Raw genomic sequence first — 14,955 nt, 5'->3', positions numbered from 1 at the left:
GGCACCACGGCCAGGTGCCCATAACGTTTTGGCACCACTGTCGCATCGGGAACATCCTGCCTCCTGCGACGCTCCGGAATCAGCGCGATTTAAGGGCCAGCGTGGCACCGAATCCGAGCAGGGCCGTGCCGGTCACGCGGTCGGTCCAGCGGATGAATCCGGGGCGCTGGAACGTGCCGCGCACCAGGTGGGTGCCGTTGATGATCAAGGAGAACCAGGCCAGGCCGAGCACGTTGTGCACGCCGGCCAGCGCAATGCCCATCAGCAGCGTGGAGGTCCCGTCGGGGATGAATTGCGGGATCATCGCGATGTAGAAGATCCCGACCTTGGGGTTGAGCAGGTTCGTACCGGCACCCTTGGCCCATGAGAGCAGCAGGCCGCCGCGTCCTGCGGGGGCCTGCTGTCCGGAGACCACCGCGGCGGGCCTCCGGTTGAAGGAGCGCCACAGCATGGTGGCTCCGAGCCAGGCCATGTAGGCGGCTCCGGCGAGCTTGAGCACGGTGAACGCCGTTTCCGACGCGGCGAGCAGGGCGGATGCGCCGACCGCGGCGGCAATACCCCACGCCATGGCCCCGGTATTGATGCCCAGTGCGGTGGCATAGCCGTGCAGGCGCCCCTGGCTGATGGAGGAGCGCAGTACCAGCACCGTGTCGAGCCCCGGGATGATGGTCAGCAACGCGGCGACTACGGCAAAGGACAACAGGGCCTGGGCAACGGTCATAGGTGCAGGTTTTTCGGCGTCAGGCGCCGTGCCCCGCCATCGTTCCCTGGGTTTCGCGGCCGTCCGCTGACGGGTTCACATCGTCGCGGTTCGCGCGGTCCTTCTTGATGACGGCGGCTACCAAAGCGCCCACCAGTCCGAGCCCGATGACATTGGCAATGATCGTGAACAACATGCTGTGAGTTCCTCCCCAGTCGTGATCGTGTCGTCGACACCGGCAGGGTTCGTCCAGCGAATCTGCCTTATTTCACGGTAACGCCCCACACTGGGTACCGGCTGGTAGATGACCGGCCGCGTCGTGGTGCCGTTGGGCACAGTACCGGGCGGCACCGCCCTCGGGTGCCCGCCCGGTCGCCACCTTGCCCTACTGCGCCGCGGCGGCGACCTTCGGTTGCCAGCGCAGGTGCGGATCCTCGGTCGGCTCTGGTTCGCGCAACAGCGAGAGCCGCGGGCGGACCGCGTCGGTGCGGGCGCTCGGTGGCTTGCGCCGGCCGGCCCGGAACTGGTCGACCCACTCGGCGCCGTCGCCACGGTAGTCCTGTTCGGCCGCCGCGTGCAGCGTCCACTGCGGGTCATAGAGGTGCGTGCGGCCCAGCGCGATCAGGTCGGCGCGTCCGGCGAGCAGGATGGAGTTGGCATCGTCATAGGAGGAGATGGCACCAACGGCGATGACGGTGGCCCCGGCGGGGGCGGCCACCTCCTGGCGGATCCGGTCGGCGAACGGGGTCTGGTAGCTGCGCCCGAAGGCCGGCTTCTCCTCCGCGTCGATCTGGCCGGTGGACACGTCGATGCCCGCGGCGCCGTGGGCGATGAAGGCCCGGGCGATCTCCACGGCGTCATCCGCGGTGTTGCCTCCATCGATCCAGTCGGTGGCGGAGATGCGCACGGTGACCGGCTTGTCCGACGGCCAGGCGGCGCGGACGGCGTCGAAGACCTCCAGCGGGAAGCGCAGCCGGTTTTCCCGGCTGCCGCCGTATTCGTCGGTGCGCTGGTTGGACACCGGCGAGAGGAACCCGGAGAGCAGGTAGCCGTGGGCCGCGTGGACCTCGAGCAGGTCGAAGCCGGCGTCGGCGGCACGGCGGGTGGCGGCGACGAAGTCGGCGATGACCGTCTCCATGCCGGCCCGGTCGATTTCCCGGGGCGCGGTGTTTTCCGGGCTGTAGGGCAGGGCGCTGGGAGCGAGCGTCTCCCAGTTGCCCTCGGGCAGTGGCTGGTCGATCCCCTCCCACATCAACCGGGTGGAGCCCTTGCGGCCGGAGTGGCCCAGCTGGACGCCGAGCTTGGCGCCGGAACGTCGATGGACGAACGCGGAGACCCGCGACCAGGCCTGGGTCTGCTCGTCGGTATAGAGCCCGGAACAACCGGGAGTGATCCGCCCCTCGGGCGAGACGCAGACCATCTCGGTCATCACCATCCCCGCACCGCCGAGCGCCTTGGAGCCCAGATGGACCAGGTGGAAGTCGGTGGGCACTCCCTCTTCCGCGGAGTACATGTCCATGGGCGAAACCACGATGCGGTTCTTCAGCTCCAATTCGCCGATGGAGTGCGGCTGGAACATCGCGGGGGCGACCTGTTCCAGGCCCTGGCTGGTGGCGAAGTGCTCCTCGACGCGGTGGGCGAATTCCGGGTCCCGCATCCGCAGGTTCTCCTGCGTGATCCGGCGCGAGCGGGTGAGCAGGTTGAAGGCGAACTGCACCGGATCCTGCCCCCGGTACTGGCCGATGGATTCGAACCATTCCATCGAGGCCTGGGCGGCACGCTGGGTGGATTCGACGACGGGGCGCCGTTCGGCCTCGTAGGCTTCCAGCGCCTCGGGGATGCCGGTGTGCTCGTGCAGGCAGGCGGCCAGCGCGAGGGCGTCCTCCATGGCCAGTTTGGTGCCGGAGCCGATGGAGAAGTGGGCAGTATGCGCGGCGTCGCCGAGCAGTACGACGTTGCCGCGATGCCAGTTGCGGTTGCGCACCGTGGTGAAGTTCAACCACCTGGAGTTGTTCGCCAGCACCTCATGTCCGGCGAGCTCGTCGGCGAAGATCGAGCGGACCTTCTCCACCGCGTAGTCGTCGGAGGCACCCCGCCCCAGCACGGTGTCGGCGGTGGCATCGAATCCCGCGGCGTGCCAGACGTCCTCATGCATTTCGACGATGAAGGTGGAACCGGATTCGGAGAACGGGTAGCCGTGGATCTGCATGGTGCCGTGCTCGGTGTCCTTGATGAAGAACTTGAACGCCTCGAACACCTGGTCGGTGCCCAGCCACATGTACTTGTTGCGGCGCACGTCCAGCGTGGGGCCGAAGTCCTCGGCGTAGCGGGTGCGGATCTGCGAATTGATCCCGTCGGCCGCCAGGACCAGGTCGTGGGTGGCCTCGAGTTCGGCCACGTCCGGCGCCTGGGTGGAGAAGCGGACGTCGACGCCGAGTTCCACGGCGCGATCCTGCAGCAGGTGCAGCAGCTCCTTGCGGCTCATTGCGGCGAAGCCCTGCCCGCCGACGGTCAGTTGCTCGCCGCGGTAGTGGATGTCGATGTCCGCCCAGCGGGCGAAGCGCCGGGACATGTAGTCGGCCACCACGGGGTCGGCGTTGCCTATGCCGCCGAGGGTCTCATCCGAGAACACGACGCCGAAGCCAAAGGTGTCCGACGCGGCGTTGCGTTCGAAGAGCGTGATGTCGTGGGACGGGTCCAGCTGCTTCATGAGCGAGGCGAAGTAGAGACCTCCGGGGCCTCCACCAACGATGGCGATCTTCATGGTGTTGTCCTTTCTAGGCCTGGCTCGCGCCGGCAAGTTCTGTGGGGTCGGCTTGCAGTGCCTCGCGCAGCCGGAAGTGCTGGAGTTTGCCGCTGGGGTTCCGCGGCAGCTCGTCGACGAAACGGACATCGCGCGGGTACTTGTACGGCGCTATGGTGGCCTTGACGAAGTCCTGGATCTCCTGGCGTTTGGCGGCGTCGCCGGTGACGCCCTCACGCAGGACGATGAACGCGCAGACCACGGATCCGCGTTCCTCATCGGGCCGGGCAACCACGGCGTTCTCCAGCACGTCCTCGTGCTGGTCGATGGCCGCCTCGACCTCGGGTGCGCCGATGTTGTAGCCGGAGGAGACGATCATGTTGTCCGAGCGGGCCTGGTAGACGAAGTAGCCGTCGGCGTCGCGCAGGAAGGTGTCGCCGGTGACGTTCCAGCCGTTGCAGACGTAGTTTTCCTGGCGGGGGTCATCGAGGTAGCGGCAGCCGGTGGGACCGATGACGCCGAGGCGTCCTGCCTCGCCGTCGGGTGCCTCGTTGCCGTCCACGTCCAGGATCGTCGCCCGGAACCCCGGAACGGGGACGCCGACGGCGCCGGGGTGGATGTCATCGCCGGCGGCGGAGATGAACACGTGGAGCATCTCGGTGGCTCCGATGCCGTCGATGAGGCGCAGCCCCGAGGCTTCCTCGACGGCTTCCCAGGTCTGCTGGGAGAGATGCTCTCCGGCGGAAATGCCGAGACGGAGCCGGGAGAGCAGATCGGCCCGTCCTGCCTTGATGATGGCGCGGTAGGCGGTGGGGGCAGTGAACAGGATCGTGGCCCCGGCCTCTGCGGCGCGTTCTGCCAGTTCGACGGGGGCGGCCCGCTCGGTGAGCAGTGCGGAGGCTCCGAAGTACAGCGGGAAGACGACCAGTCCGCCCAGCCCGAACGTGAAGGCCAGCGGCGGGGACCCGGCGAAGACGTCCTCCGGTGCGGGCTGGAGCAGGTGACGCGCGAAGGTATCCGCATTGGCCAGCACATCACGGTGGAAGTGCATGGTGATCTTGGGCGTCCCGGTCGTTCCTGACGTCGGTCCCAGCAGTGCGACATCATCTGCTGCAGTGTCGACGTTCTCCAAGGTGCCCGGTTTCGCGGCACTGGTCGCCGCCAGATCGTCCTCGGCATCCGACCCGTAGGCCAGCACCGGCAGTCCCGTTTCGGCTGCAGCCAAGGTCATCTCGTCATGGAACCGATGGTCGGTGATGGCCAGCGTGGGCCGGGTCAGCTTGATCAGCGAGGCGACTTCCGGCGCACGCAGCAGCGGCATGGTCGTCACCACGACCGCGCCGGCCTTCAGCACGCCCAACCAGGCAGCGACGATCCACGGGTTGTTCGGCCCACGCAACAGGACACGGTTGCCGGGGACGATGCCATGGTCCTCGGTGAGCACCCGAGCGACTTGGTTGGACCGTTCCAGCAGCTGCCCGTAGGTCCAGATTTCCCCGTCGGGGGTGCGCAGGGCGGGCCGGTCCGCCCCGTGGCGCGCGGTCGGTACGTCGATGAGCGCGGTGGCCGCGTTGAGCCTTGCGGGGTACTGCAGTTCCGGAAGCGTGAATTCGATCGTCGGCCATTGGTCGGCAGGAGGAAGGTGGTCGCGCGTGTAGGTGTCCACGTGGGCCGATTCAGTGAGCGGCATGGCCGTTCCTTTCGCGGGAGGGGTGTGGTGCGGTCTAGCCGCGGATCATGCCTTCTTGGGCGACGGTGGCCAGGAGGCGACCTGACATGTCGAAGAACCGGCCCAGTGCCAGCCCACGGTTGTCCTGCACGGACACCGCGTCCTGGGCGTAGAGGATCCACTCGTCGGCACGACCGTCGCGGTGGAACCACATGGAGTGGTCCAGGCTGGCGGTGGCCAGGTTCGGGCTGGACCAGTTCAGTCCGCGGACCCGCAGCAGGGTCTCCAGGATGGTGTAGTCGCAGACGTAAGCCAGCGCGGTGCGGTGCCGGTCGGCTGTCGCCTTCGCGTCGGCGGCGTCGGGCAGGGCGTTGAAGGCACGCACCCAGACGGCCTGGCTGGCAACGGTGCCGCCCTCGGTGCCCAGGTACAGCGGCCCGGGGATGTGGCGCATGTCGAAGCTGCGTCCGTGCCCCCAGTATTCGGCGGCCGGACCCTCCACACCGTCCAGCACCTGCGCCGCGGTGCGCAAGGTCTCGGGGTCGACGACGGCGGGGGCCTGTTGCTGGAACTGAGGGCCTTCTTCGCGGACATGGAAGGAGCCCTGGGCGGTGAACGCCGTCTTGCCGTTTTGGATGCCGCGGACGCTGCGGGTGGAGTAGCCGCGGCCGTCACGCAGGGTCTCGACGTCATAGCGCACCGGTGCGCCGATGTCGACGGGACGCATGAAGTAGCTGTGCATCGAATGCAGCGTGCGGTCGGCGTCCACGGTGGACTGCATGGCGGCGGTGGCCTGGGCCGTCATGTCCCCGCCGTAGGCCTTGGGCCAGGGGACGTACTGCGTGGTCGCCTCGAAGGAGGCGTCGGCCGGCCCGTCCACGGCGGTGAGCTCGATCGAACGCAGGAACGTGTCCGTCGTGTCGGGTGCGTGGATCCGCGCTGCGGTGGTGGCGTCCACGGTTCAGGCCCTCCGGTAGTCGGCGAGGGTTTCGTCCGGGACGTCCTCGAGGTTGACGACGAGGTTCTCCGGGGTGCGCGCGGTGAGCCAGACGAGTTCCTCGGTCACCGACATGTTGGCCTCCACATGGGGCATGAACGGCGGGACGAAGACCCAGTCGCCGGCCTTCATGTCCAGGAATTCGGAGTAGCCCTCACCGAAGTAGATCCGCCCGTGGCCGCGCAGCACGTAGCCGCCGGTTTCGGCTTCGGCGTGGTGGTGCGGCAGCGAGCGGTAGCCGGGGACGTTGGAGACCTGGCCGAACCAGATCTTCGTGGCCGGGGTGTGCTGGATGGAGACGCCGGAGACACGGACGCAGTCCCCGGACTGGGCGGTGTTGGTGTCCTCCTCGCCGCTGCGGGTGACGACCGGGACGACCTGCCCGCCGGCGTTGGCGTACTGGCTGTTGTCGCCTTCGAGGATGTAGTCGGTGCTGGTGCTCATCGTGGTTCTCCTTGCTGGTTCGGGTTCAGGCGTGGGCCGTGGCGGTTGCCCCGGCGGGGATCAGGCTGACGGTGTTCTGCAGCCGTCCCAGCCCCTGGATGTCGGTGGTCAGGACGTCGCCGTCGGCGAGGAAGCGCTGTGGACTCATGCCGGCGCCGACGCCGCCGGGGGTGCCGGTGAGGATGATGTCGCCGGGGCGCAGGGTCGTGAACCCTGAGATGTAGGACAGCAGGCGGGCCGGGCCGAAGACCAGCGTGGCGGTGTCCCCGGTTTGGACCAGCTCGTCGTTGACGTAGCCGCGCACGGTGAAGGAGGGATCCTCGCCGAATTCGTCGGCGGTGACCAGCACCGGCCCCAGCGGCGTGCTGGCGTCGAAGGCCTTGCCCTGCAGCCACTGCAGGGTGCGATGCTGCCAGTCACGCATGGAAACGTCGTTGGCGACGGTGTACCCGGCGATGGCTCCTGCCGCCTCGGCTTCGTCGGCGTGGGAGATCTCGCGGCCGACGACGACTGCCAGTTCCGCTTCCCAGTCGACCTTCTCGCTGCCGCGCAGCGCCAGGGTGTCCCGCGGGCCGGTGAGCGAGTCGGCGAACTTGGCGAACAGGGTGGGGTACTCGGGCAGTTCGCGGCCCATTTCCAGGATGTGGTCCGCATAGTTCAGTCCGCAGCAGATGACCTTCGCCGGGTGCGGCACGACGGCGGCCAGTTCGGCCCGGTCGGCGGGGATGGCATCGGTGAGACCGTGGGCCAGCGCCGCGGCGATGTTCTCCCGCCAGCCGTCCACGGCCAGGAGCGCCCCGATGTCGGGGGCATCCACCGGCAGGTATCCGCCGTCGACCACGACGGCGGCGGTGGTTCCCTCGGCGGTGCGCAGGGTGGCCAGCTTCATCCGGAGCTCCTTTGCTCGAAATCGATATGTCGACTTTTTTACGGTCGCAACATATGATCAACCTAACACGCACGACAGAATGTGCAAGAGGCCACATCCGGAAATTTCGACCCAGGAGCGGACATGACCACCCAGACAGCAAATGCCCACCAGACCATCAACCCCGGGTCACTGCCCAAGCCCTCCGGCTACGCCCACGGGATCCTGGCCGGCAACACCGTGTACCTCGGTGGACAAACCGCACTGGACCGGGACATGAACATCGTCCCGGGCGGCATCGTCGAGCAGTTCCGGCAGGCGTTCTCCAACGTGCTCACCACGCTCGAGGCAGCGGGCGGCCGCCCGGAGGAACTGGTCAGCGTGACCATCTACCTCACGGACGTGGACGACTACATGGCCCACGGCCGCGAGATCGGGCGCATCTGGCGGGACATGGCCGGCACCGGCTACCCGGCCATGGCGGGCATCGGCGTTTCACGGTTGTGGCAAAAAGAGGCCCTCATCGAGATCCAGGGCGTCGCGGTGATCTCCGCAGCCTGACGGTGCGCCGGCGCTCGCCGGCAGCAGAACGACGGCGGGGCGGAGCCCAGGTGCATGCACCCGGGTTCCGCCCCGCCGTCGTCATGTCGAGGGGCCCTGGGTCATCAGGTGGAGCCGCCGTCGATGACCTTCCGGGCGTGCTGTTCGGCCAGCGGGGCGATCATCAGCCGGTGGGCCCCGGTGAACGCGCGCCGGGCGGCCGGCCCTCGCCATCCCTCCGGCAGAACGCCGCGAATAATGAGCGGTCGTCCCCTGCCCTGCACGGGGAAGAAGTAGAACGCCGCGGTCAGGTGCTTCGCAAGAGGCATGGCAACGCCCACACTCAATCATCGAGAGCCACGCGATAGACCACGCGAATATTTGCTTGCCGAATATTGTTGAGTGACGCCATCGAATGCACCATTGGCATTACCTGCCATGACGCTTCCGCCAGGAGCGCAGGATCGAGCGAACTCCAATAGTCCAGCCCAAAAGATCCTTCCCACGCTCGAATGCGGAGTCGAAGCGCAGAGCGCCAGCCGGTAAGACAAGCCGCCTGTTAGTCTCGCTATGTGGGCGCGATACCGGCAGAACAAGAGGCAGTCGTTGCAGAGTCAACTGCACAAATGATCGCGCAGCTTCGCGGAGACGGGTCCCCAACGAGTGGCCTATCCGAGCGGATTTCACGCCAGTTGCGTAGCGCAATCTCGATGGGCTTGCTGGCCCACGGCGACAAGCTGCCACCCGAAAACGTATTCGCGGAACAACTTGGCGTCTCATCGCTTACCCTCCGACAAGCGCTGGCCGTGCTGCGGCAACTCGGACTAATCGAAACTCGGCGTGGGCGTGGAGGAGGAAGCTACGTCAGCTCGCCACCATTAGCCTCACGACAGGACCTCTTGCAATCACTAAGGCAACAGAGCCCGGACGGATTGCGTGATTTGGGGGATCTTGCAGCGTCAGTAGCTGCTGGAATCGGACGCTACGCGGCACTTCGCTCCGACGAACAGGACTGGCGTCGCCTGAGTGACCTTAACCTGCGGTTCCGAAATTCGAGTTCACAGAGCGAGCTAAGACGCACGGACACTCGATTTCATATTGGCCTCGGTGTCGCTTCACAGTCTCGCCGGTTGACCAATGCAACCATCCAAGTGTTCTCCGATTTGGCTTCTTTGACATGGCTCGACCAAGCCAGCCAAGAAGCAGCCGCACAAGCATACGATGAGCATGAACAACTTCTGGCCGCCATCCGCAACCGTGATGCCAGCGCCGCCGCAAGGCTTTCGGGCACGCACATCGAACGCGAAACCGAAGAACTCATAGACTTCTACTTCAAGCTGATCACGGGCAGTGCGGAGGACCAATGAAAAACGAGTCCAGCCATCTGGAGAACACCGCGAAAGTCATCGGCGCTTTATTGGACGAAATTTTCACTGGCCTTTCGGACATTGCGCGGCAGCTCGTGGATACCGTCGACACAGCTAGCGACGCGCACCCCTCACGTAGATCGCTGGGCCATCTTGACGCCAGTCTCGGTCAACTAGTCAACGATCATGCCGGATTGGTGGATGGCGCGGGGATTGCCTTCGGGCAAAATGTGCTCAGTGACGCTGAATATTGGTTGGAATGGTGGCGCGGGGACGGTGCAGGTGGGCCTTTATTTGCCCCACACGATTTCGATCCTTCATCCGTCCACTATTACGACTACAGCGCGATGCCATGGTTCGAGGTTCCCTCGAGAAGCGGCCAAGCCGCAGTAGTCGGCCCGTTCATCGACAGCGGCGGCACCAATCTGAACATCCTGACCCTGGGCGTCCCGGCGCAAGACCGGCTCGGGCGCCGCAGTGTCATAGGGGCGGACATCCGGGTGCAACCCTTGGAATCTATATTTCTCGAAACCTTGAACACGAAAGCAGGTCGTGTACTGATGGTCAATGACCTCGGGCGTGTGATTGCCTCAAATACGGCAAGCTACGTGACCGGCACCAGATTGGATGTCCCTGCCGCGGATATGGGCCTACTTTTTGAAGAGGACATTGCCGTCCCTTGTTCCCACACAAGCCGGCTCCAGTGGCATATCGGTACGTTGCGCGAGGGAACCAAGTAACCGCTGGGGAGCTGTCGCCTCCCCGCCCAGCCAATAGGTTCACAACACCTTTCAGCCAGGGCAGGTGCTACTCGGCGGGGAATCATGAAGCTGTTTTTGTCGCTTCATTTGCCCGTCCTGAATCGAAGGTCCTCACTACATCCTTGTTTAACCTTTAAAACTAAGTTTTACTTGTTTTAGGTGACGTGATTCAACTCACAAGGACCGTTCGTGGTGCTGAGAACTATTGAGGAGCAAGTAAGTGATGCAAACTTCGTCAGGGTCGATCCCTACCGTTATTCGCAGCTCTGGGGAGGAACCCACAATAATTCTCCCCCCTGCTGGACAGTTCATTGGAGGGCAATTTGCGGAGTCCGAGGGAGGGCACACCGAAATCTTCCGCCCGGCGACCGGCGAGGTCATCACTACAGTCTGCGCAGGGGTTGCAGCAGATGTGGACAAAGCAGTGGTTGCGGCTCAAAAGGCCCAACCGGCTTGGGGCGCGCTCACTCCTCGGGAACGATCGGAAACACTACATAACGTTGCCGACGCAATCGAGGCCCATGCCGACATCCTCATGGCATTAGAGTCGCTCAACACTGGAAAACCCCAGGCCGTCGTCCAGGACGACGTCGAGTCTGCCATGGATGCCTTCAGATTCATGGCCGGCGCCTGCCGGTCACTTACCTCGATGGCGGCTGGCGACTACGTCCAGGAACACACGTCCGTCATTCTGCGCGAGCCCGTAGGCGTAATCGGTGTCGTGACCCCTTGGAATTATCCCCTCCTGATGGCAGCTTGGAAGCTCGCCCCCATCCTGGCTGCCGGCAATTCCATTGTCCTAAAGCCCTCGGAACAAACTCCCCTCAGCACCTTGAAACTAGCTGAGATTACGGCGCAGATTCTGCCGGCCGGCCTCTTCAATGTGGTGACTGGATTCGGCCTCCCCGTTGGAAACAGAATCGCCGAGCACCCAGACATCGACATGATCGCCTTGACGGGCAGCATAGGCAGCGGTTCCGCAGTGGCTTCCGCCGCAGCACCCTCCCGAAAGCGCGTCCATCTGGAGCTCGGCGGCAAGGCCCCTGTCGTCGTCTTCGCCGATGCTGATCTGACAGCAGTCGCACGGACCATCCGCGAGGCCGGATTCTGGAATTCCGGACAAGAGTGTGGTGCGGCCTGCCGCGTGTTGGTCCAAGACACCCTGGCCGACGAACTCATAGCTGCGCTAGCCAGCGAGGTCGCACAAATTACCGTTGGAGATCCTGCCGGAAATCCGGACGTCGAGCTTGGTCCGTTGGTTTCCAAGGAGCACTTCGATCGGGTCACCGGCTTCCTGGAGCGCGCATTAGCTGACGGTCTGCGCCCCGTCACCGGAGGTGGCCCCCTTCCTGGGGTCGGCTATTTCGTCGCACCGACTGTGCTCGCCGACGTACCCGCAGGCGCGGAGGCGGCCACGAACGAGATCTTCGGGCCAGTTGTCACGATCGAGACTTTCGCCGACGAAGGTGAAGCGATCCGCCGCGCGAATGAAACCCAATATGGCCTGTCAGCCTCCGTGTGGACCTCAGACGCACAACGTTGCATCAGGCTTCCTCGGCTCCTCGACTTCGGCACCGTCTGGGTCAACTCGCACCTGACCTTGGCCAATGAATTGCCGTGGGGTGGGTTCAAGGGGTCGGGATATGGCCGCGATCTCTCGCTGTATGCACTGGACGACTTCAGTCGAACCAAACACGTCATGTTCAACCACGGCGGGTAGCACGCTTCAGTAGACCCGCATCGACGCACGCCACCACCGCGACAATCAACTAGGAGATTTCCCATGGCACTTCCCCACGCTCGCGCAACGTTTCCAGATGTACCACATCAAGAACATCCTCAATGGTCGAATTGGGGTGGGAACCAAACAGCGACTCCAACTTACGGGGCCCGGCCGCGCACAGAGTCCGAAGTCCTGGCGGTCACCCGCTTCGCCATAAAGGAAGGATTGCCGGTTCGTGTCGTTGGTGCCGGTCATTCCTTCACTCCCTTGGTTCAAACCGGTGGGATCCTCATGGATCTGTCAGAAATCTCCGGTGTGACGGGTGCCGACACCACTACCGGGAGGGTACGCGCGCTCGGCGGCACGCCAATCAGCGCGTTCGGTGAACCACTCTGGAACGCAGGCCTGTCATTGTCCAATCAAGGCGATATCGACAAGCAAACCATCGCGGGCGCGACTGCAACGGCAACGCATGGCTCCGGAATAGGCCTAGGCAGCTTTTCCTCCAGTGTGCGCGGTGCAAGGATTCTCAATGGGCACGGTGAAATTGTCGAGATTAGTGAATCAGACGTTGACGAGCTCCAAGCGGCAAAAGTGTCATTGGGAACGCTCGGCATCGTGCTTGAAGTCGAGTTGCAAGCAATCGCTCGATACCACCTCGAAGAAGAAATCACGTATCCCACATGGGCGGAGACCTCAGAAACTTGGGATAGAGACATCAAGAACAACCGGCATTACTCCTTCCTCTGGTGCCAAGGCGAAGAGTCCGCCGGATTGTATGAACTCCCGACGCCTGACGGGCTTTCCATGGTGAACCGCAGCTACACCAAGAAGTACAACGCGGTGGAACTCAATGAGAATACCGATTTGTCCAGCGTGGAAGGGGCCCGCCGGGACCGGGCCTACCGCATCTACGCCGGCGGTTTCGGGCTTCCGTTCCACGAGTTGGAGTACTACGTGCCCATCGAACAAGGCATGGAAGCCGTGGAGCGGCTTCAGGAACTGATCCGGAACGACCACCCGGACCAGAAGTATCCCATCGAGGTCCGCTTCGTAAAGGCAGAGGACGGATTCCTCTCTCCTTTCCAGGGACGGGATACGACAGTGTTGTCCGTGTCCGGCGCACCAGGTACCAACTATTGGCCGTACTTGCGTGACGTTGATGCGCTTCTGCAGGACTACGACGCACGCGCACACTGGGGAAAAATCCATTTCCTCACGCGAGATCGCATAGCGGCACTTTACCCGGACTTCGAAAAGTTCCGGACAGTTCGAGCCGAATTCGATCCCAACGGCGTATTCCTCAACGATCACACCCGATCGCTGTTGGCCTGAGTCGATCTGAGAGGAACTATGTGATCCACCGTGGAACTCATCGGACAAGTCATTATCTACATCATGATGGCCTTTCTCCTGATCGGCGCAGTCAGCTCCATGTTCGATTCCGAGCAGGGGTTTGGACGGGAATTCAAAGAAGGCATCTACGCAATCGGGCCAATCTTCTTGCCCGTGGCCGGCATCATGACCCTCATCCCGATCTTGAGCGACCTCATCGAGAAATACATCGCACCCATTTACGCTTGGGTACACGCAGATGCATCCCTAGCCGCGACCACGTTGATTGCCGGCGATATGGGCGGCTTCCAACTTGCCCATGGCACTGCCGGAAGTCACGGTGCGTGGATTATGGCGATTGCGACCAGCTTCACCGCCGGCTCGACAATAATCTTCTCGATTCCGGTGGGCCTTTCAATGTTGGACCGGCGCGATCATAAATATATGGCTCTGGGTGTGATGGCCGGCTTGCTGGCGATTCCAGTGGCAGTCTTCACCGTGACTCTCTTGGCCCAAACAACCCAAACACCACTGCGGTCCGACATTTCCACAACCGCACCCTCTACGACTCCCTTCGACTTGCCGATGGAGGACATCCTCCTGAACCTCGCCCCATTGACGTTGATTGTTGTGGTGTTGGCACTGGGGTTGCGATTTCTCTCCGGTTTCATGGTCAAAGCCTTCATTGCTTTCGGACGCGTTTTGGACATCGTGATCAAGCTCGCGCTGGCACTATCTGTAGTCCAATACTTCACGGGTGTCTTCGATATTTTCGGCACATGGCCGCTTGCTACTTTCATCGCTGATGGCGAAGATCAGTTCCGTGCGCTCGAAGTCGCCGGCTACATCGGTGTCATGCTTGCCGGCGCTTTTCCGATGGTCTATGCGATTCAAAAGTGGCTAGCGAAACCGTTGAAGGCTGTAGGTGCCCGCACGGGCTTCAGCGAAGTTGGCGCGGCCGGAATCCTCGCAGCTGCCGCCAATATTCTCGCTCTATTCCGCATCATTCGCCTGATGCCACCACGCGACAAGGTAGTGACCATCGCGTTCGCAGTTTGTGCAGCTTTCACTTTCGGCGATCATCTTGCCTTTAATGCCAACTTCCAACCAAATCTCGTTCCGATGCTCATTATTGGAAAGCTCACAGGCGGATTGGTCGGAATCCTGTTGGCCGTGTGGCTGGCGGTACCGTACGCCCGCGTGCTGGAGCGGATTGACCGAGAATCTGGGGTCGTCGATGCTGATGAGTACATCCAACTCGAGGCTGAGGCGAGACAACGGCCGAGGAATTCTACGGTAGAGAAGACCGCCAAGGCACCTTAACCTGGCAGGAATAGGAAATCCGTTCGTACCATTGGCCCTATCGACGCCCGTGAAAGCCCTGTTGGCCCGTCTCGACCGCGTTTTAAACCAACGGTGCCCCTACTTTGGTGCAGCACGGCCACGAGTGCGAGACCAGGACATGAACATCGTCCCGGGCGGCATCGTGGAGCAGTTCCGGCAGGCGTTCTCCAACGTGCTCGCCACCCTCGAGGCAGCGGGCGGCCGCCCGGAGGAGCTGGTCAGCGTGACCATCTACCTCACGGACGTGGACGATTACATGGCCCACGGTCGCGAGATCGGGCGCCTCTGGCGCGAGATGGCCGGCACCGGCTACCCGGCCATGGCGGGCATCGGGGTTTCCCGGTTGTGGCAAAAGGAGGCCCTCATCGAGATCCAGGGCGTCGCGGTGATCTCCGCGGCCTGACGGTGCGCCGGCGCTCGCCGGCAGCAGAACGACGGCGGGGCGGAACCCGGGTGCATGCACC

General features: G+C 63.7%; 14 protein-coding genes and 1 pseudogene. 7 read left to right on the top strand and 8 right to left on the bottom strand.

Annotation, left to right across the window (positions count from 1 at the left end; all coding sequences use genetic code 11):
- Nucleotides 1-79: 79 nt before the first annotated feature.
- The 7 genes from ABD088_RS07710 to ABD088_RS07680 form a co-directional block, all read right to left on the bottom strand.
- The gene (locus ABD088_RS07710; protein WP_343901239.1) at nt 80-721 is read right to left on the bottom strand and encodes a LysE family translocator; all 642 of its coding nucleotides are present in this window, start codon (nt 719-721) and stop codon (nt 80-82) included.
- A 19-nt stretch (nt 722-740) separates the two neighbouring features.
- A complete protein-coding gene (locus ABD088_RS07705) occupies nt 741-896 on the bottom strand; it encodes a hypothetical protein (RefSeq protein WP_343901237.1) in 156 nt (51 codons plus the stop codon).
- A 189-nt stretch (nt 897-1,085) separates the two neighbouring features.
- A complete protein-coding gene (locus ABD088_RS07700) occupies nt 1,086-3,464 on the bottom strand; it encodes a bifunctional salicylyl-CoA 5-hydroxylase/oxidoreductase (protein ID WP_343901236.1) in 2,379 nt (792 codons plus the stop codon).
- A gap of 13 nt (nt 3,465-3,477) precedes the next feature.
- Complete coding sequence (locus ABD088_RS07695; protein WP_343901235.1) at nt 3,478-5,133, bottom strand: AMP-binding protein; 1,656 nt, start codon at nt 5,131-5,133, stop codon at nt 3,478-3,480.
- Between the two features lie 34 nt (nt 5,134-5,167).
- Nucleotides 5,168-6,070 (bottom strand): acyl-CoA thioesterase, encoded by a 903-nt coding sequence (locus tag ABD088_RS07690; RefSeq protein WP_343901234.1) that lies wholly within the window; start codon nt 6,068-6,070, stop codon nt 5,168-5,170.
- A 3-nt stretch (nt 6,071-6,073) separates the two neighbouring features.
- Entirely contained in the window at nt 6,074-6,553 is a 480-nt protein-coding gene (locus tag ABD088_RS07685) for a cupin domain-containing protein (RefSeq protein WP_343901233.1), read from the bottom strand.
- A 25-nt stretch (nt 6,554-6,578) separates the two neighbouring features.
- Entirely contained in the window at nt 6,579-7,442 is an 864-nt protein-coding gene (locus ABD088_RS07680) for a fumarylacetoacetate hydrolase family protein (RefSeq protein WP_343901232.1), read from the bottom strand.
- A 123-nt stretch (nt 7,443-7,565) separates the two neighbouring features.
- On the opposite strand from ABD088_RS07680, the gene ABD088_RS07675 reads away from it, so the two are divergent.
- Entirely contained in the window at nt 7,566-7,982 is a 417-nt protein-coding gene (locus tag ABD088_RS07675; RefSeq protein WP_343901230.1) for a RidA family protein, read from the top strand.
- 104 nt (nt 7,983-8,086) lie between these two features.
- Here the strand turns inward: ABD088_RS07675 and ABD088_RS07670 are convergent, their stop codons facing one another.
- Complete coding sequence (locus tag ABD088_RS07670; RefSeq protein WP_343901229.1) at nt 8,087-8,290, bottom strand: hypothetical protein; 204 nt, start codon at nt 8,288-8,290, stop codon at nt 8,087-8,089.
- A 297-nt stretch (nt 8,291-8,587) separates the two neighbouring features.
- On the opposite strand from ABD088_RS07670, the gene ABD088_RS07665 reads away from it, so the two are divergent.
- The 6 genes and pseudogenes from ABD088_RS07665 to ABD088_RS07640 all read left to right on the top strand — a co-directional run.
- Entirely contained in the window at nt 8,588-9,328 is a 741-nt protein-coding gene (locus tag ABD088_RS07665) for a FadR/GntR family transcriptional regulator (protein ID WP_343901228.1), read from the top strand.
- Nucleotides 9,325-10,068 carry a cache domain-containing protein gene (locus ABD088_RS07660; protein WP_343901226.1) on the top strand — a complete coding sequence of 248 codons (744 nt, stop codon included), beginning with the start codon at nt 9,325-9,327 and terminating at the stop codon, nt 10,066-10,068. The genes ABD088_RS07665 and ABD088_RS07660 overlap by 4 nt, the downstream gene beginning before the upstream one ends.
- Before the next feature lie 244 nt (nt 10,069-10,312).
- A complete protein-coding gene (locus ABD088_RS07655) occupies nt 10,313-11,809 on the top strand; it encodes an aminobutyraldehyde dehydrogenase (RefSeq protein ID WP_343901339.1) in 1,497 nt (498 codons plus the stop codon).
- Between the two features lie 63 nt (nt 11,810-11,872).
- The gene (locus ABD088_RS07650; protein WP_343901225.1) at nt 11,873-13,147 is read left to right on the top strand and encodes a D-arabinono-1,4-lactone oxidase; all 1,275 of its coding nucleotides are present in this window, start codon (nt 11,873-11,875) and stop codon (nt 13,145-13,147) included.
- 30 nt (nt 13,148-13,177) lie between these two features.
- Entirely contained in the window at nt 13,178-14,470 is a 1,293-nt protein-coding gene (locus ABD088_RS07645; RefSeq protein WP_343901223.1) for an ethanolamine utilization protein EutH, read from the top strand.
- Nucleotides 14,471-14,600: 130 nt separating this feature from the next.
- A pseudogene (locus tag ABD088_RS07640) lies at nt 14,601-14,894 on the top strand (RidA family protein); the annotation flags it as partial.
- Between the last annotated feature and the right edge of the window lie 61 nt (nt 14,895-14,955).

It is taken from the genome of Arthrobacter rhombi (genome assembly GCF_039526245.1).
GTDB lineage: Bacteria > Actinomycetota > Actinomycetes > Actinomycetales > Micrococcaceae > Arthrobacter_H > Arthrobacter_H rhombi.
This window is presented reverse-complemented; position numbering and strand designations above follow the sequence as displayed.

Coding starts and splice junctions, on each gene's coding strand:
- ABD088_RS07650 (WP_343901225.1), top strand. CDS start 11,873: ATGGCACTTCCCCACGCTCGCGCAACGTTTCCAGATGTACCACATCAA.
- ABD088_RS07695 (WP_343901235.1), bottom strand. CDS start 5,133: ATGCCGCTCACTGAATCGGCCCACGTGGACACCTACACGCGCGACCAC.
- ABD088_RS07660 (WP_343901226.1), top strand. CDS start 9,325: ATGAAAAACGAGTCCAGCCATCTGGAGAACACCGCGAAAGTCATCGGC.
- ABD088_RS07680 (WP_343901232.1), bottom strand. CDS start 7,442: ATGAAGCTGGCCACCCTGCGCACCGCCGAGGGAACCACCGCCGCCGTC.
- ABD088_RS07700 (WP_343901236.1), bottom strand. CDS start 3,464: ATGAAGATCGCCATCGTTGGTGGAGGCCCCGGAGGTCTCTACTTCGCC.
- ABD088_RS07675 (WP_343901230.1), top strand. CDS start 7,566: ATGACCACCCAGACAGCAAATGCCCACCAGACCATCAACCCCGGGTCA.
- ABD088_RS07710 (WP_343901239.1), bottom strand. CDS start 721: ATGACCGTTGCCCAGGCCCTGTTGTCCTTTGCCGTAGTCGCCGCGTTG.
- ABD088_RS07685 (WP_343901233.1), bottom strand. CDS start 6,553: ATGAGCACCAGCACCGACTACATCCTCGAAGGCGACAACAGCCAGTAC.
- ABD088_RS07655 (WP_343901339.1), top strand. CDS start 10,313: ATGCAAACTTCGTCAGGGTCGATCCCTACCGTTATTCGCAGCTCTGGG.
- ABD088_RS07705 (WP_343901237.1), bottom strand. CDS start 896: ATGTTGTTCACGATCATTGCCAATGTCATCGGGCTCGGACTGGTGGGC.
- ABD088_RS07670 (WP_343901229.1), bottom strand. CDS start 8,290: ATGCCTCTTGCGAAGCACCTGACCGCGGCGTTCTACTTCTTCCCCGTG.
- ABD088_RS07665 (WP_343901228.1), top strand. CDS start 8,588: ATGATCGCGCAGCTTCGCGGAGACGGGTCCCCAACGAGTGGCCTATCC.